The organism is Leisingera sp. XS_AS12 (assembly GCF_041224635.1).
Taxonomy (GTDB): Bacteria; Pseudomonadota; Alphaproteobacteria; order Rhodobacterales; family Rhodobacteraceae; genus Leisingera.
This window is the reverse complement of record NZ_JBGFGM010000087.1, coordinates 1-15,105: the sequence shown is the minus strand read 5'-3', so window position 1 is coordinate 15,105 and position 15,105 is coordinate 1. Positions and strand designations below refer to the sequence as shown.

The following is a 15,105-nucleotide window of genomic DNA, read 5'->3' as shown; positions in this document are numbered from 1 at the left end:
GCTTAACAGCCCCCTGCAGCGTGGTTCTTCAGATCGCGCGCAGCAGACGCTCCAGATCATCACCTCCAAGCTCGGGGGCGATTTCGAAGAGATGATCGCCGGGTCGAACCAGCACGCTGTGTCGGCGCACAGCAACCCTTCCCGGTCCCTGGGCTACCAAGGGCACCGGTGTCGCGTCTAAGTCGTGGACATCGTACAACAGCGCGACGGTCTGCCCTTCGGCCACGGTTTCGCCGATCTGCACGAGAGGTTCCGCCAACCCGTGGTGCCGTGCCGTCACATGATATGCGCCCGCGCCGAAATCCAGATAGGTTGTCGGCTGAGCCACGTCAGCGCCAAGCCGTTGGGCAGCCTTGGCCGTTATGACGCCTTCATGCGCAAGCACGCGCAGCACGCCCTTCCACCCGGCCTCCAGCGCCCGTAGCGATACCTTGCCCTCGCCGCCGAGTTCGCATGACAACATGGCGCAACCCGCATCTTGGGCGGCAGCATCGAAATCGCCCGCCGTGTCGCCGGGCGGCACCACGAAGGTATAGGGCAGCGCCAAGGTTTCGACCAGTTCTCGGGTCCGGCCGTTGAGGGCCTTGTCATGGCTCAGGCAGAAATAGGCGCAGTCCAGATAATCGGTGGCGCTGCCGCCGGAATGAAGATCGAGCGCAATCTGGGCGCGCGGCATCAGATGGGTGGAAATAAATCCCGCCAGCGCAGCCGTCGGGCCCCGATCCTCGGCGCCGGGAAAGGAGCGGTTCATGTTGCCCTGATCCAGCGGCGATACGCGCGCGGCGTCCAGCACTGCGGGGGCGTTCAATGCCGGGGCCAGGATCAACCGTCCTGTCACTTCATCCGATTTCAGCCGTTCGAACAGGCGCCGGGCGATGATCTGGCCTTCGTATTCGTCGCCATGATTTCCGGCGCAGACCAGAGCGGTCGGGCCATCGCCGCCTCTGACCACGGCCAGAGGGGCCGGGATCTCGGAAAACTCATGGCGATTGTCGGAATGGGTCAGGCTGAAATAGCCCGCGCGCTTGCCCGGGCTGTCCAGATCGAGCGAGCAGGTGACTGGGCCGTAGGAAAGAGACATGGCTACTGATCCGCGCTTTCCATGTTTAAGGGCCTCGCCGCGCGGTCGGCCAGAAGCGTATCCAGCCAATCCGGGTCCATTTCGGGCACCGAGGAAAGGAGAAGGTCGGTATAGTCGTGATGCGGGGGAGTGAAAATCTCGTCCTTGGGCCCGTGCTCGACGATCCGGCCCTTCAGCATCACCACCACCTCGTCGGCAATCGAGCGCACCGTGGCCAGATCGTGGGTGATGAACATGTAAGTAAGCCCCATTTCCCGCTGTAGCCGGTCCAGTAGCCGCAGGATACCCTCGGCCACCAACTGGTCCAACGCTGACGTCACCTCGTCGCAGATGATGAATTCCGGCTCGGCTGCGAGCGCCCGGGCGATGCAGAGGCGCTGTTTCTGCCCGCCGGAAAGTTCTGAGGGCAGACGATCGATGAATTGGTCGGGCTCCAGCTCGATCAGCGACAGCAATTCGCGGATACGCTCCTCTTTGGCCTTGCCCTTCAGGCCGAGGAAAAACTCCAACGGACGGCCCAGAATGTCGCGAATGCGGTGCTTGGGATTGAGCGCCGTGTCCGCCATCTGGTGAATCATCTGCATCCGGTGCTGCAAGGCGTGCGGCCTGGTGCGGCTGGTTGCCGGCAGCGGCTCGCCGTCGAAGGTGATGGTTCCGGCCGTCGGTGGCAACAACCCCATGATCGCCCGCGCAGTGGTGGATTTCCCGGACCCGCTTTCGCCGACCACGGCCACCGTTTTGCCGCGGTGAATGGTCAGATCGATATCCTTGAGCACCTTGATCGCGCCATAGGATGCGTGCACACCTTTCATCCGCAAGAGCGGTTTGGGTTCACCGCTGTGAGGCATCGGCGCGCGGCGGAAATCGCGCACCGCCCAGAGCGATTTGGTATAGTCCTCTTGTGGGTTGGCCAGCATGGTTCGGGTGTCCGCCTCTTCCACCTCTTCACCCTGCAGTAGCACCTTTACCCGGTCCGCCATTTGCGCAACCACCGCCAGGTCATGGGTGATATAGATCGCGGCGGTGTGGTGTTCCTGAACGATATTGCGGATCGCGGCCAGAACCTCGATCTGGGTGGTGACATCCAGTGCGGTGGTGGGTTCGTCAAAGATGATCAGATCGGGCCGGCAGGCCATCGCCATGGCGGTCATTGCCCGTTGCAGTTGCCCGCCCGACACCTGGTGCGGATAGCGAAATCCGATCTCTTCGGGATTGGGCAGACGGATTTCACGGTAGAGCTGCACTGCGTCGGCCTCGGCCTGTGTGCGGCTCATCACCCCGTGTTTGACGGGGGCCTCGCAATACTGGTTGATCAGCTTGTAGGCCGGGTTGAACGCCGCCGCCGCCGATTGCGCGACATAGGCGATGCGGGCACCACGAAGTCTGCGCAGGGCCTCGTCGTCGGCGTCGGCCAGTTCCTGGCCGTCAAAACTGACCGAACCGCCAGAGATCCGGCAGCCACCCTTGGTATAGCCCATCGCCGCCATCCCGAGGGTAGACTTCCCCGCACCGCTTTCGCCGATCAGGCCGAGGATCTCGCCGCGGTGCAGCTGCAGATCCACGCCCTTGATGATCTGGTGCCAGGTCCCGTCGGAATAACCCTCGATCCGAAGGTCGCGGATGTCCAGCAGCAGATCCTGCTTGGCATTAGCGTTGTCGCGCATGGTCTTACTCCTTCAATCCGCTGGAGACGTGCAGAACCCAATCCACCACCAGGTTCACCGCCACGGTGAGCAGGGCGACAGCACTTGCAGGCAGCAGCGGGGCCAGCCCGAAAGTTGCAGTCTGCCAGGTCGAGAAATTGGCGAACGAAATCAGTTTGGCGCTTTCGCGCACCATCGAGCCCCAGTCGGCGGTGGGCGGCTGAATGCCCAGGCCCAGAAAACTCAGCGCCGAGATGAACAGGAATACAAAGCAGAACCGCAGGCCAAATTCGGCGATCAGGGGTGCTGCGGCATTGGGCAGCACCTCGCGGCGGATCAGCCACCAGTTGCCCTCACCGCGCATCCTGGCGACCTCGATATAGTCCATGGTCAGGATGCCCTGTGCAACGGCGCGCGACAGACGATAGACCCTTGTGCTGTCGAGCACTGCGATCACCAGTATCAGCGACAGGATCGAAGTGCCGGTGATCGTCAGGATCAGTAGCGCGAAGATCAGCGACGGGATCGCCATCAGCACATCCGCGGCCCGGCTTGAGACGGTATCGAACCAGCCCCCGACTGTTGCCGCCAGAAGCCCCGTGGTGGTGCCCAGCAGAAAGGCCAGAGCGGTTGTGACCAACGCGATGCCGACAGTGTTGCGAGCGCCAAAAATCAGCCGCGACAGCACGTCCCGCCCCAGCGCGTCGGTGCCCAGATAATGTGGCGCGCTCCAGGGGTGGTATTGCTGGCCGACCACGTCGGTTTCGCCAAAAGGCGCAAGCAGCGGGGCGAAAAGAGCCGTAAAGATGTAGAGGGCGATCAGGCCGAACCCGACCCAGGCCGAGACAGGTGCTTCACGCAGTTTTTGGAGCCAGAAGGTCATGGGTTACCTCGGATGCATCAGACGGGGGTTGGTCAGGATTGACAGGATATCGGCGGCAAGGTTCAGCAGGATGTAGGTGGCGGCAAAGATCAGGCACGCCGCTTGCACCACGGTCACGTCACGGTTGGCCACGCTGTCGACCAAGAGCTGCCCGAGACCGGGATAGACAAAGACCACCTCGACCAGCACGACGCCGACGATCAGATAGGCCAGGTTCAACGCGATCACATTGATGATCGGGGCCAGCGCGTTCGGCAAGGTATGGATGGCGATCACCCGCCAGCGGCGCATGCCCTTGAGATGAGCCATTTCGACGTATGGTAGAGCCAGCAGGTTGATGATCGCGGCCCGCGTCATTCGCATTATATGCGCCATCACGATGAGCGTCATGGTCAGAGCTGGCAGGAAGGTCTGATAGAGACGCGTTGCCAAAGGGGTGCTCGAATCCACGCTGACAAGGCTGGGAAACCAACCCAGTTGCACCGAGAACAGCAGGATCAGGATGTAGGCGACAAAAAATTCCGGAAAGGAAATCGCCGAGAGCGTCGAGATCGACATAAAGCGGTCAAAAAAGGAATTCCGGTAGAGCGCGGCCAGGGCTCCGAACAGCACCGCCAGCGGCACAGCGATGGCAGCGGCATAGCCGGCCAGAAAGAAGGTGTTGGCGGTGCGGTTCGCGATAAGGTCGGTAATGGGGCGCTCGTTGGCAAGCGAAACCCCGAAGTCCCCACCGAGTGCCCCGGTCAACCAGTTCCAGTAGCGCACAGGTGCAGGATCGTTCAGCCCCAGCTTCTCACGAAAGGCGGCCAGGGTTTCGGGTGTGGCCGATTGCCCAAGTTTCTCTGTGGCGATATCCCCGGGCAGCAATTCAAGCGCGGAGAAGATGATGACGGTGACGACCAGCAGCGTGAGCAGGCCGATCGCCAGCCGCTTAGCGATAATCATCAAGATCGAGGCCATACTGTGTTGCCTTTCCGAAAGATTGGGATTTCAGGCAGATTACATCAGTACGGGTCAATATGTGCATACAAAAAAACTAATGAATGCTCGTGATTACCTAAAATGTTGAGTGGCGAACACATGTTTTGCCAATCCAGCGGCGACTTCGACCGCCAAAAAGGAAAAACACAAACCAAATCTTGTTTAATGAATTTATGTGTGCGCTAAAATGGAAATCAAATCGGAGAGGATGTGAACTGATGAAAACCGCCTTTCGGGATGTAAAGGAAGATATCCGGCGCCGTATTATCCAGGGAGTCTGGGGGCCGGGGGATCTGTTGCCCAACGAGGTGGATATTGCCGAAGAGTTCCACTGTGCGCGGGCCACGGTCAATCGCGCCATGCGGGAGCTGGCCGAAGAGGGTTTGGTTGAGCGCAAGCGCAAGGCCGGCACCCGCGTTCTGTTGTCACCGGTGCGGCAGGCGCGGTTCAACATTCCCATCGTGCGCAAGGAGATCGAGAGCCGCGGATTGATGTATAGCTATGCGCTGGTCAATCGCGAGGTCATCGACACGCCCGACTGGCTGCGGGCGCGGCTCAGCCTGGAGGCGGGCGGGCAGGTGCTGCATCTGACCTGCATGCATTACGGCGACGGCAGCCCCTATCAGTTCGAGGATCGCTGGATCAACCTGGCGGCTTTGCCACAGGCCATTGAGGCGGATTTCTCACAGATCGGGCCGAATGAATGGCTGATCGCAGAGGTGCCCTATTCGGATGCCGAGATCAGCTTTTCGGCGTTGACGGCGGATGAGGACGTCGCCAAGCATCTGCGTTGCGCCTTGGGTGACTCGCTGTTTCTGGCCGAACGCTCGACCTGGTTCGACTCCCGCGCCATCACCTATGTCCGGCTGGTTTTTCAGCGCAGCTATCGGATGACGGCGCGGTATTGAGTCTCAAAGCCCGTCGCGCAGGGATTTTACCGCCTTGCTGTAGGCGGCTACGATGTCGTCGCGGCGGATATGTCGACCTTCTCGGACCATGTGGCGCCCGGCAGACCAGACATCAGTGACCATGCGGTTGTCGCCGGTAAAGGCAAAGCTGTCGAGCAGCGTATCCCCCTGCAGCCCGGCCAGATCCAGATGCGTGGTGTCCAGCGCCATCAGATCCGCCCATTTGCCAACGGCAAGTTGCCCTGAGTCTCGCCCAGCCGCTTGTGCGCCACCTGCGCAGATAGCGTCAAACAGGCGCCGCCCGGTAGAGAGATCCGGTGTGGCGAGGGCTGCGCGGGTTTGATCGCGGAGCCGCTGGCTCGTGTCCAACTGGCGCAGTTCCTCGGCCAGCGAGATGCGGATGTTGCTGTCCGAGCCGACAGAGATGCGTCCGCCCGCATCCATCCAGCGCATGCCGTCGAAGATGCCGTCGCCCAGCGAGGCCTCGGTCAGCGGGCACAGCCCCGCCACCGCACCGGTCCGGGCCAGGGCCTCGGTTTCCTGCGGCATCATCTGGGTAATGTGAATGAGGCACCAGCGCGCGTCGAGCGGCAGATTATCCAGCGCCCACTCAACGGGCCGCGCCCCCCACGCGGCCTGAACCTCCTCCACTTCGGGGATCTGCTCGGCGAGATGCAGATGGACCGGCCCGTCGGCGACCAGCAGCGCTGCCTTGCGCAAATCGCTTTGCGCCACAGCGCGCAGCGAGTGCGGTGCGACGCCCAGAACCGCGTCCTCCGGCAGGCCTTTGAGGGCCGCTCCGGCCTCTTCCACCAGCCGCGCATACCGGTCGGGATCATTGCCGAAACGTGCCTGCCCAGACCCCAGCGGGCGCTGGTCGCAGCCACCAAACTGGTATTGCACAGGCAGCAGGGTCAGGCCGATACCGCTGGTCTCTACGGCGGCGACGACGCGTTCGGCCATCTCACCCAGCCGGTCATAAGGCACGCCACCGGGCTGGTGGTGCAGGTAGTGGAATTCGACATTGGTGGCGAAGCCGGCTTCGAGCATTTCCATCTGCACCAGGGCGGCGATGGCCTGCACCTGATCCGGAGTGATTTCGTTGAGAAAGCGGAACATCAACTGCCGCCAGGTCCAGAAACTGTCGGTGGGGCCGTCGCCCCGCCGCTCGCTGAGGCCGGCCATGGCGCGCTGGAAGGCATGGCTGTGGCTGTTGGCCGGGGCTGGCATCAACGCGCCAACCCTTTGGCCCTCCGGCTTTGTCCCGGCCTCGATGCGCGCGATGCGCCCGTCCGGGCCGATCTCTACCCGGACGTCTCTGTCCCATCCACTCGTGGTGATCGCCTGTTCTGCCCAAATGATACTCATGTCGATTCCTCGCTTGACAGAACATTATGTGCAGACATAAACCATAATGAAATGAACCGCGCAAGGAATTCGTCGGCATGCTGCTGAAAAACGCCAACCTCACCACTATGGCTGGGCCCGGTGCCTATGGGTTGATCGAAGATGGCGCGATTGTCATGGATGGCGACCGTATCGTCTTTGCTGGCCCGCAGGCGGATCTGCCTGCCGAATTTGCCGGGCTGACCGCGCAGGATCTGGGCGGTCGTCTGGTGACACCTGCTCTGATCGACTGCCACACGCATATCGTTGCTGGCGGCAACCGCGCCCGCGAGTTCGAGATGCGGCTTGAGGGGGCCAGCTATGAAGAGATCGCGCGGGCCGGGGGTGGCATTGTTTCGACCGTGAAGGCGACCCGCGCTGCCACCGAGGATGAGCTGCTGGCCGATGCACTGCCCCGGGTCGATGCGCTGATCGCCGAAGGGACCGGCGTGATCGAGGTGAAGTCAGGCTACGGGCTTGATCGGGAAACCGAACTGCGGATGCTGCGCGCGGCACGCCGGATCGCGGCCGAACGCCCGATCCGGGTCAAGACGACCTTCCTCGGCGCCCATGCGGTGCCGCCGGAATACACGGGCCGCGACGATGTCTATATCGACGAGGTCTGCATTCCCGCTCTGCGGGCCGCCCATGCGGAGGGCCTGGTGGATGCGGTGGACGGGTTCTGCGAAGGCATCGCTTTTCAGCCGGATCAGATTGCGCGCGTGTTCGATGTGGCGAAGGAACTGGGTCTTCCGGTCAAGTTGCATGCCGAGCAGCTCAGCAACCTCGGCGGTGGGAAACTCGCGGCCAGCTATGGTGCGCTCAGTGCCGACCATATCGAATATCTGGATGAAGACGGCGTGGCGGTAATGGCCGAGGCCGGCACCACCGCGGTGATCCTGCCCGGCGCATTCTATAACCTGCGCGAAACCCAGGTGCCGCCGATCGACGCCCTGCGCAAACATGGCGTGCCGATGGCGTTGGCCACCGATGCCAATCCCGGATCGTCGCCGCTGACCTCGCTCTTGCTGACCATGAACATGGGCTGCACCCTGTTTTGGATGACACCCGAAGAGGCCTTGGCCGGGGTGACCCGCAACGCTGCCCGCGCACTTGGGCTTGGTGATTGCGGCACCATCGAGGCCGGCAAGCGCGCCGATCTGGCGATCTGGAACGTAGAGCACCCGGCCGAACTGGCCTATCGCATCGGCTTTAACCCCCTTCATAAACGTATTTTCGGAGGTCGCACATGAGCGTGCTTGAACTAAACCCCGGCGCGGTGACGCTGGCGCAACTGGCAAATGTCTATTGGAATGAGACACCGGTTGCCCTGAACCCGGCCTGCCGAACCGCGGTGGAAGAGGCGGCGCAACGGATCGCGGCGGCCGCGGCCGGCGACGTGGCGGTCTATGGCGTCAATACCGGCTTCGGCAAGCTGGCCTCGATGAAGATCGCACCTGAAGACACGGCCACGCTGCAGCGCAACCTGATCCTCAGCCATTGCTGTGGCGTGGGCGAGGCGGTGCCGCGGCGCATGGCCCGGCTGATGATGACGCTCAAACTCCTGAGCTTCGGGCGCGGCGCGAGCGGTGTCCGCTGGGAGTATGTCGAACTGCTGCAGGCCATGCTGGCGCTCGGTGTGACTCCGGTGATCCCAGCGCAGGGCTCAGTCGGCGCCTCGGGCGATCTGGCGCCACTGTCGCATATGACCGCCGTTGTGATCGGCGAGGGCGAGGCCGAGTATGATGGCAAGATCCTGCCGGGCGCCGAGGCGCTGGCGAAGGCGGGCCTCGCACCGATCCAGCTGGGCCCTAAAGAGGGGCTGGCCTTCATCAACGGCACCCAGTTTTCCACTGCCTTCGCGCTGGCTGGCCTGTTCGAGGCCTGGCAATCGGCGCAAAACACCTTGGTGATCTCGGCGCTGTCCACCGACGCGATCATGGGCTCGACGGCGCCACTGCAGCCGGAAATTCACAGCCTACGCGGCCAGCGCGGCCAGATCGAGGCGGCAGCGGCGATGCGCGCCATCCTCGAAGGCAGCGAAATCCGCGAGAGCCACCGCGAGGGCGACACGCGGGTGCAGGATCCCTATTGCATCCGCTGCCAGCCGCAGGTGACCGGCGCGGCGATGGACGTGCTGCGGCAGGCGGCCGCCACGCTGGAAATCGAGGCCAATGCCGCCACGGACAATCCGCTGGTTCTGACCGAGGCCGGGCTGATCGTCTCGGGCGGTAATTTCCATGCCGAGCCGGTGGGCTTTGCCGCCGACATGATCGCGCTGGCGGTCTCGGAAATCGGCGCCATCGCGCAGCGCCGCATCGCGCTAATGGTGGACCCGACGCTGAGCTTTGACCTGCCGCCCTTCCTGAGTCCCGAGCCGGGGCTGAACTCGGGGCTGATGATCGCCGAGGTGACCACTGCCGCGCTGATGAGCGAGAACAAGCATCTGGCCAATCCCTGCGTGACCGACTCGACACCCACCTCGGCCAACCAGGAAGACCACGTTTCTATGGCCGCGCACGGCGCGCGCCGCCTGTCGCGCATGGTCGAAAACCTCAACCGCATCCTTGGGGTCGAACTGCTCTGCGCGGCGCAAGGCGTGGAATTCCGCGCACCTTTGCAGACCAGCGGCCCGCTGCAACAGGTCGTGGCGCGGCTGCGTCAGGATATCGCCACACTTGGCGCAGACCGCTACATGGCCCCCGATCTCGAGGTCTCCGCGGTGTTGGTCGGCACCGGTGCGCTGACCGAGGCCTGCGGCTCCGAACTGCCGGAACTGGGCGCATGAACGTCTTCGACGTCATCCGGGGCGACAGCCCGATCGTGCTGGGTCAGTCGCATGGCGGCACTTTCGTGCCCGAGGACATCCTTGCCCGCCTGAACCCGCGCGGGCAGGGGCTGGACGATACCGACTGGCATATCAACCGGCTCTATGACGGGCTGCTTGACGGTGCCACCGTGGTGAAATCCAACGTCCATCGCTACGTGATCGACGCCAACCGCGATCCCGAGGGCGTGTCGCTCTATCCCGGGCAGAACACCACCACGCTGGTGCCGCTGACCGATTTCGACGGGCAGGCGATCTGGGAAGCGGGGCAGGAGCCTTCGGCAGACGAGATCGAGGCCCGGCGCGTGGCTTACCACGCGCCTTACCACGCCGCACTGGCCGAAGAGATCGCGCGAGTGAAGGCGCGTCATGGTGTGGCGATCCTCTATGATGCCACTCGATCCGGTCCGAGATCCCCTTCCTGTTCGAGGGCACCCTGCCGGTGTTTTCCATCGGCACCAATAATGGCGAGACCTGAGACCACGAGATCGAGGCGGCCGTGAGCGGCATCGCTGCTGCCGCCGATGACTTCGACGACGTCACCAATGGCCGGTTCAAGGGCGGCTGGACCACGCGCCATTACGGTCGGCCGGGGCGAGGTGAACACGCCATCCAGATGGAACTCGCCCAGCGGGCCTATATGGAGGAATCCGCCCCTTGGGCCTACCGTGCCGACCGCGCCGAGCGGCTGCACCCGCATCTCAAGACCATCCTGCAAAACCTGAACGACCTCGCCCTGTCCGGCGTGCTGACCCGATAAGGAGACCCGACATGACCGATCCCCGCAAGAATATCCGCGACATCTTTCCGCCCACCGGCCCCGAGCTGAACGCCAAGTCCTGGCTGACCGAAGCGCCGCTGCGGATGATGATGAACAACCTGCATCCCGACGTTGCCGAGAATCCGCACGAACTGGTGGTCTATGGCGGCATTGGCCGGGCAGCGCGAACCTGGAAGGATTTCGATCTGATCGTCGACACGCTGAAGGATCTGGAGGGTGACGAGACCCTGGTGGTGCAGTCGGGCAAACCGGTGGCCGTGGTCAGGACCCATGCCGATGCCCCGCGCGTTCTGATCGCCAACTCGAACCTGGTGCCACACTGGGCCAACTGGGACCATTTCAACGAGCTCGATAAGAAGGGCCTGATGATGTATGGCCAGATGACCGCCGGGTCTTGGATCTATATCGGAAGCCAAGGCATCGTGCAGGGCACCTACGAGACATTCGCCGAGGCGGGCCGCCAGCACTACAACGGCGACCTCACGGGCAAATGGATCCTGACCGGCGGTCTGGGCGGCATGGGCGGCGCCCAGCCCCTGGCGGCAGTGATGGCAGGGGCCTGCTGTCTGGCCGTCGAATGCGACGAGACCCGCGCCGACTTCCGCCTGCGCACCCGCTATGTCGATGAAAAGACCCATTCGCTCGACGAGGCACTGGACATGATCCGGCGCTGGACCGAGGCGGGCGAGGCGAAATCGGTGGCGCTGATTGCCAACGCGGCGGATGTCTTCCCCGAGATCTACAAGCGCGGCATCCGACCCGATATCGTCACCGACCAGACCAGCGCCCATGATCCGGTGCATGGATATCTGCCGCAGGGTTGGAACGTGTCGGAATGGCGTGCCAAGCAGGAGCTGGCGCCGAAGGCGGTTGAAACCGCGGCCCGCGCCTCGATGAAGGTGCAGGTCGAGGCGATGGTGGCCTTCCACGAGGATGGCGTGCCGACGGTGGATTATGGCAACAACATCCGCCAGATGGCCTTTGAAGAGGGGCTGGAAAACGCCTTTGCCTTCCCCGGATTTGTGCCCGCCTATATCCGCCCGCTGTTCTGCAAGGGTGTCGGCCCGTTCCGCTGGGCGGCGCTGTCGGGTGACCCGGAAGACATCTACAAGACCGACGAGGCGATGAAGAAGCTGTTCCCCGAGAACAAGCATCTGCACAACTGGCTCGACATGGCGCGCGACCGGATCGAATTCCAGGGCCTGCCGGCCCGGATTTGCTGGATCGGACTGGGTGACCGCCACAAGGCCGGGCTGATGTTCAACGAAATGGTCGCCAGCGGCGAGCTGAAAGCGCCGATCGTGATCGGCCGCGACCATCTGGACTCGGGGTCCGTGGCGAGCCCCAACCGGGAGACCGAAGCGATGAAGGATGGCTCGGATGCAGTCTCTGACTGGCCGCTGCTGAACGCGCTGGTCAACACCGCTTCGGGCGCCACTTGGGTCAGCCTGCATCACGGCGGCGGCGTCGGCATGGGCTTCTCGCAGCACTCTGGCGTGGTGATTTGCGCCGACGGCACGCCCGAGGCCGCCAAGCGGCTCGAGCGGGTGCTCTGGAACGACCCCGCCTCCGGCGTCTGGCGCCATGCCGATGCCGGCTATGACATCGCCATCGACTGCGCCAAGGAGCACGGGCTGTGCCTGCCCGGGATCCTGGGCAACTGATGCGGCTGCTCCGGGCCTCGGACTACCCGGTCAACCAATGGAAAAACGGCGGCGGCGAAACCCGCGAGATCGCCGTTTTTCCAGCCGGTGCGGACATGGAGAGCTTCGACTGGCGCATTTCCATGGCCACCGTTGCCCGGGACGGGCCGTTCTCGGTGTTCGACGGCATCGATCGCAGCCTGTTTATCCTCGACGGCGACGGGATCGAGCTGCTCTTTGCGGATGGCCCGGTCGAAACCCTCGGGCCACGCGGCTTTCTGGCTTTTCCGGCGGACGCCCGGGTCACCTCGCGGCTGCTTGGTGATCAGGTCGTCGACCTGAACATCATGTCGCGGAGAGGCCGCATTCAGCATTCGGCCTTCCGGATTGGCGTTGCCGGAACCGTGGTGGTCGATTGCTATTGGTCGACCATGGCGTTTTTCTGCCTGTCAGGAAACATGGTGGCAACCGCGGCCGACCGGCCCGAAAAGCTCGGCGCCAGGGATTGCCTGATGATCGGCGGCGATCAGGCGAATGACGTGCGCATAACCGGTGAAGGGCAGATTGCCGTGATCGGGTTCAGCCCGGTCTGGGGCAATCGCGGTTAATCCGAGTGAGTAGAATCCTGCCAGTCCAGTCTGCGTGGGTTGGCCGGGAAAAACATCGCATTAACTTCAGATGAACGATTCACCTGGTTTGGGTGGTGCGCAATAGACCCGAGAGGTGAATGACGCACTCTTCGTTCATTTGCTCCGCTAAAATGGGGGTGCGGGCACTTGGCGCTCCCTGTGCTGAACCTGAGAAATGGAGCGGAAGGGCGCCGGTCAAACACGCCACCTCCCTGTTCCCAGTCAAGTCCTTCTCTCAAATTCAGGATCGTATCTTGCCAAGGAACCGTCAGATTCTGCGTCGAGGCGAGTCGAGGTGGAATTTGGCAAAATCTTGATGGTTTCGCCTTTCAAAGCGTCTTTCTTTGGGTTCTGTAGTTTCTTCAACTTCTACCGTTTCTCTTGCTTCTCAACCAAGGAAAAACCTTGAAAGCAAACGGTTACGCGGCTGGAAGCCCTGTGTAGAGCGGATGTGAACGAGAATTTTTCGACTTTAGACCCCATAAACTGACCGAACACAGCCGGGTTTTCCCCAAGCCTTGGGAATCAAACCCGCCTCTATTTTTTCAACTGGTAGCGACCATGTCCTTTCTGCAAGCGAAAGAAAGGACATTCATGTTTGTCGAAAATCCAAGGGTTCAGCTGTCCTGGCGACTCTACAACAGGCTCATCCAGCTGGACCTATCCGTGACGAGTTTTCGTGTCATGTTTGCGTATTCCGACGTATTCGGCCACTGATTCCGATTTTATCCGGCCACCTGTACCGAAGTATTCGGCCACCCTTGACGCGTTGCCGTGAGGCATAGGTTTCGGGGTATCAGGTCTGAGGTGTTACGTCATCCTTTTCGGCGATGGTTTTCCGCATGGACTGGCCCTCGAGTTTGATGCGGTAAGCGTTGTGGACGATGCGGTCGAGGATGGCGTCGGCGAAGGTGGGTTCTCCGATAAGGTCGTGCCAGGCGGAGACGGGCAGCTGGCTGGTGATCATGGTGGAACCGCGCTCGTAACTCTCTTCGATGATCTCCATGAGATCGCGGCGCTGCGGTGCAGTCAGCCGGTCCGGCCCCCAGTCATCGAGGATCAACAGCTGGGTTTTCGTGAGACTGCAGAACAGGCGGGGGAAAGCACAGCGCCTGCAAGGACAGAAAGCCTTTGAGGATATGGTCGGCGGCGTGAACTTGAAGCTCTTTGAATTCATCTGAAACGGGCTTGGAGGCGAGCTTTTCAGCGCATCCTTCGAGGTGAGAATGCGCTGAAAAGCGTCCTCCAACCCTGAGAAAAGGAAGAACCATGGAACCTGTTTTCATCGATTTCGAAGCGTCAAGCCTGGCGGCCAAAAGCTGGCCCATCGAAGTTGGTATCGCTTGGGTGGACAACGGTCGGGTTGCTGCCGAGGCGAAACTCATCCGTCCGGAGCCGTCTTGGTCGATGGATGACTGGCATCCGGCAAGCGAGAAGGTGCACGGCATCCCCAGGAGTGCCCTGAATGAGGCGGAGACGGCGGAAGGCGTAGCGATGTGGCTTCGGGGCAAGCTCCAAGGAAAACACGTTGTCAGCGATGCGTCGGAATTCGATCAGCGTTGGCTCGACCGTCTGATGCAATCCACCGGTGGAGCACCGGATATCACGCTCGACGACTTTGATCGTGCGGTCTGGTGGGCCTTTTCGGAAATGGACGGTCAGATTGCTCCAGGACGTCTGCACGACGTGTACAGCCATCTGGCGAATGAAACGACGGTTCATCGCGCATGTGACGATGCGGCCAAACTGGCCCGGGCTTGGCTGGCAGGGATCAAAGAAAGCAGAGAATGAGGCATGCATCGGTGATGATGCCAAAGGAGAATTTGATTATCTGGCCGAACCCACAATCACGAAGAGATCGAAGACCTTTGTTTTCCGCGCAGTCCTCAGGCTGAGACCGCGCAGAAAACAAAGTCATTCGAAAACTGAAAAGGAACAACACAGCGACGCTCCGCCCCCTTCTTGAGCTGCCCTGAGTGGCAGCAAACCACTAACAAGGAGTTGCGCTATGCACACATCCCCTTCACCTGCCGTTCAGGCCCTCTTTCTCTTTCTTTCCGAGAACAATGAGGGCCTGCAGAATGCTGCCCTCGTTTTGGGTGGCGGAAAGGCCCTGAAACGCGTTCAACATCTGTTGGATCATCTGGGAGAAGCCCGGCAACTGACCCGTCGTGCCCGCCTCGATCTCGCCGCCCTGCACGAGCTGTTCACTCTGAAATACGTTGGTGACCCGCTGCGCCTCGAAAACGCGCTCTTCGCAGAAATCGATCCCATGGATCCGATGGTTGAGGAGATCTGTCTTTTGACAGACCGCCTGGAAGATCACATGCGCGCCATCGATGC

12 protein-coding genes and 2 pseudogenes are annotated in these 15,105 nt (G+C 62.0%); 7 read left to right on the top strand and 7 right to left on the bottom strand.

Going from position 1 to position 15,105, the window contains the following annotated elements; translation table 11 throughout:
- Positions 1–28: 28 nt before the first annotated feature.
- From AB9K35_RS08410 to AB9K35_RS08395, 4 genes are read right to left on the bottom strand one after another with little or no spacing between them, the layout of a single operon-like run.
- The gene (locus tag AB9K35_RS08410; protein WP_369925291.1) at positions 29–1,081 is read right to left on the bottom strand and encodes a succinylglutamate desuccinylase/aspartoacylase family protein; all 1,053 of its coding nucleotides are present in this window, start codon (positions 1,079–1,081) and stop codon (positions 29–31) included.
- Positions 1,082–1,083: 2 nt separating this feature from the next.
- Positions 1,084–2,745, bottom strand: a complete 1,662-nt coding sequence (locus tag AB9K35_RS08405) for an ABC transporter ATP-binding protein (protein ID WP_369925290.1) — start codon at positions 2,743–2,745, stop codon at positions 1,084–1,086.
- A gap of 4 nt (positions 2,746–2,749) precedes the next feature.
- Complete coding sequence (locus AB9K35_RS08400) at positions 2,750–3,607, bottom strand: ABC transporter permease (RefSeq protein WP_369925289.1); 858 nt, start codon at positions 3,605–3,607, stop codon at positions 2,750–2,752.
- Between the two features lie 3 nt (positions 3,608–3,610).
- A complete protein-coding gene (locus AB9K35_RS08395) occupies positions 3,611–4,567 on the bottom strand; it encodes an ABC transporter permease (protein WP_369925288.1) in 957 nt (318 codons plus the stop codon).
- Positions 4,568–4,806: 239 nt separating this feature from the next.
- Between AB9K35_RS08395 and AB9K35_RS08390 the strand changes: the two genes are divergently transcribed.
- Positions 4,807–5,496, top strand: coding sequence for a GntR family transcriptional regulator (locus AB9K35_RS08390; protein WP_369925287.1), 690 nt, complete (start codon positions 4,807–4,809; stop codon positions 5,494–5,496).
- Between the two features lie 3 nt (positions 5,497–5,499).
- On the opposite strand, the gene AB9K35_RS08385 is transcribed toward AB9K35_RS08390, so the two are convergent.
- Entirely contained in the window at positions 5,500–6,864 is a 1,365-nt protein-coding gene (locus AB9K35_RS08385) for a formimidoylglutamate deiminase (RefSeq protein ID WP_369925286.1), read from the bottom strand.
- 77 nt (positions 6,865–6,941) lie between these two features.
- Between AB9K35_RS08385 and hutI the strand changes: the two genes are divergently transcribed.
- The 5 genes and pseudogenes from hutI (at position 6,942) to AB9K35_RS08360 (ending at position 12,741) form a co-directional block, all read left to right on the top strand.
- Positions 6,942–8,135: an imidazolonepropionase gene (gene hutI, locus AB9K35_RS08380; RefSeq protein WP_369925285.1), complete on the top strand. Its 1,194-nt coding sequence runs from the start codon at positions 6,942–6,944 to the stop codon at positions 8,133–8,135.
- Complete coding sequence (hutH, locus tag AB9K35_RS08375; protein ID WP_369925284.1) at positions 8,132–9,670, top strand: histidine ammonia-lyase; 1,539 nt, start codon at positions 8,132–8,134, stop codon at positions 9,668–9,670. The genes hutI and hutH overlap by 4 nt, the downstream gene beginning before the upstream one ends.
- Positions 9,667–10,469: pseudogene (hutG, locus tag AB9K35_RS08370) on the top strand (N-formylglutamate deformylase). The gene hutH and the pseudogene hutG overlap by 4 nt, the downstream one beginning before the upstream one ends.
- An 11-nt stretch (positions 10,470–10,480) precedes the next feature.
- Positions 10,481–12,154 carry a urocanate hydratase gene (gene hutU / locus AB9K35_RS08365; RefSeq protein WP_369925283.1) on the top strand — a complete coding sequence of 558 codons (1,674 nt, stop codon included), beginning with the start codon at positions 10,481–10,483 and terminating at the stop codon, positions 12,152–12,154.
- Positions 12,154–12,741, top strand: coding sequence for a HutD family protein (locus AB9K35_RS08360; RefSeq protein WP_369925281.1), 588 nt, complete (start codon positions 12,154–12,156; stop codon positions 12,739–12,741). Before hutU ends, AB9K35_RS08360 begins: the two co-directional genes overlap by 1 nt.
- An 817-nt stretch (positions 12,742–13,558) precedes the next feature.
- Here the strand turns inward: AB9K35_RS08360 and AB9K35_RS08355 are convergent.
- Positions 13,559–13,864, bottom strand: a pseudogene (locus AB9K35_RS08355) (ATP-binding protein); the annotation flags it as partial.
- Between the two features lie 167 nt (positions 13,865–14,031).
- On the opposite strand from AB9K35_RS08355, the gene AB9K35_RS08350 reads away from it, so the two are divergent.
- On the top strand, positions 14,032–14,553 hold the full coding sequence (locus AB9K35_RS08350; RefSeq protein ID WP_369925280.1) for an exonuclease domain-containing protein: 522 nt from the start codon (positions 14,032–14,034) through the stop codon (positions 14,551–14,553).
- A gap of 232 nt (positions 14,554–14,785) precedes the next feature.
- Here AB9K35_RS08350 and AB9K35_RS08345 read toward each other — a convergent pair.
- Positions 14,786–15,105 (bottom strand): hypothetical protein (locus tag AB9K35_RS08345; protein ID WP_369925279.1); only part of this gene is annotated, 320 nt, incomplete at its 5' end.

Excerpts from the sequence above, each read along its gene's own strand:
- hutU (WP_369925283.1), top strand. The coding sequence starts at position 10,481 with ATGACCGATCCCCGCAAGAATATCCGCGACATCTTTCCGCCCACCGGC.
- AB9K35_RS08410 (WP_369925291.1), bottom strand. The coding sequence starts at position 1,081 with ATGTCTCTTTCCTACGGCCCAGTCACCTGCTCGCTCGATCTGGACAGC.
- AB9K35_RS08350 (WP_369925280.1), top strand. The coding sequence starts at position 14,032 with ATGGAACCTGTTTTCATCGATTTCGAAGCGTCAAGCCTGGCGGCCAAA.
- AB9K35_RS08395 (WP_369925288.1), bottom strand. The coding sequence starts at position 4,567 with ATGGCCTCGATCTTGATGATTATCGCTAAGCGGCTGGCGATCGGCCTG.
- AB9K35_RS08385 (WP_369925286.1), bottom strand. The coding sequence starts at position 6,864 with ATGAGTATCATTTGGGCAGAACAGGCGATCACCACGAGTGGATGGGAC.
- hutH (WP_369925284.1), top strand. The coding sequence starts at position 8,132 with ATGAGCGTGCTTGAACTAAACCCCGGCGCGGTGACGCTGGCGCAACTG.
- AB9K35_RS08405 (WP_369925290.1), bottom strand. The coding sequence starts at position 2,745 with ATGCGCGACAACGCTAATGCCAAGCAGGATCTGCTGCTGGACATCCGC.
- hutI (WP_369925285.1), top strand. The coding sequence starts at position 6,942 with ATGCTGCTGAAAAACGCCAACCTCACCACTATGGCTGGGCCCGGTGCC.
- AB9K35_RS08390 (WP_369925287.1), top strand. The coding sequence starts at position 4,807 with ATGAAAACCGCCTTTCGGGATGTAAAGGAAGATATCCGGCGCCGTATT.
- AB9K35_RS08360 (WP_369925281.1), top strand. The coding sequence starts at position 12,154 with ATGCGGCTGCTCCGGGCCTCGGACTACCCGGTCAACCAATGGAAAAAC.
- AB9K35_RS08400 (WP_369925289.1), bottom strand. The coding sequence starts at position 3,607 with ATGACCTTCTGGCTCCAAAAACTGCGTGAAGCACCTGTCTCGGCCTGG.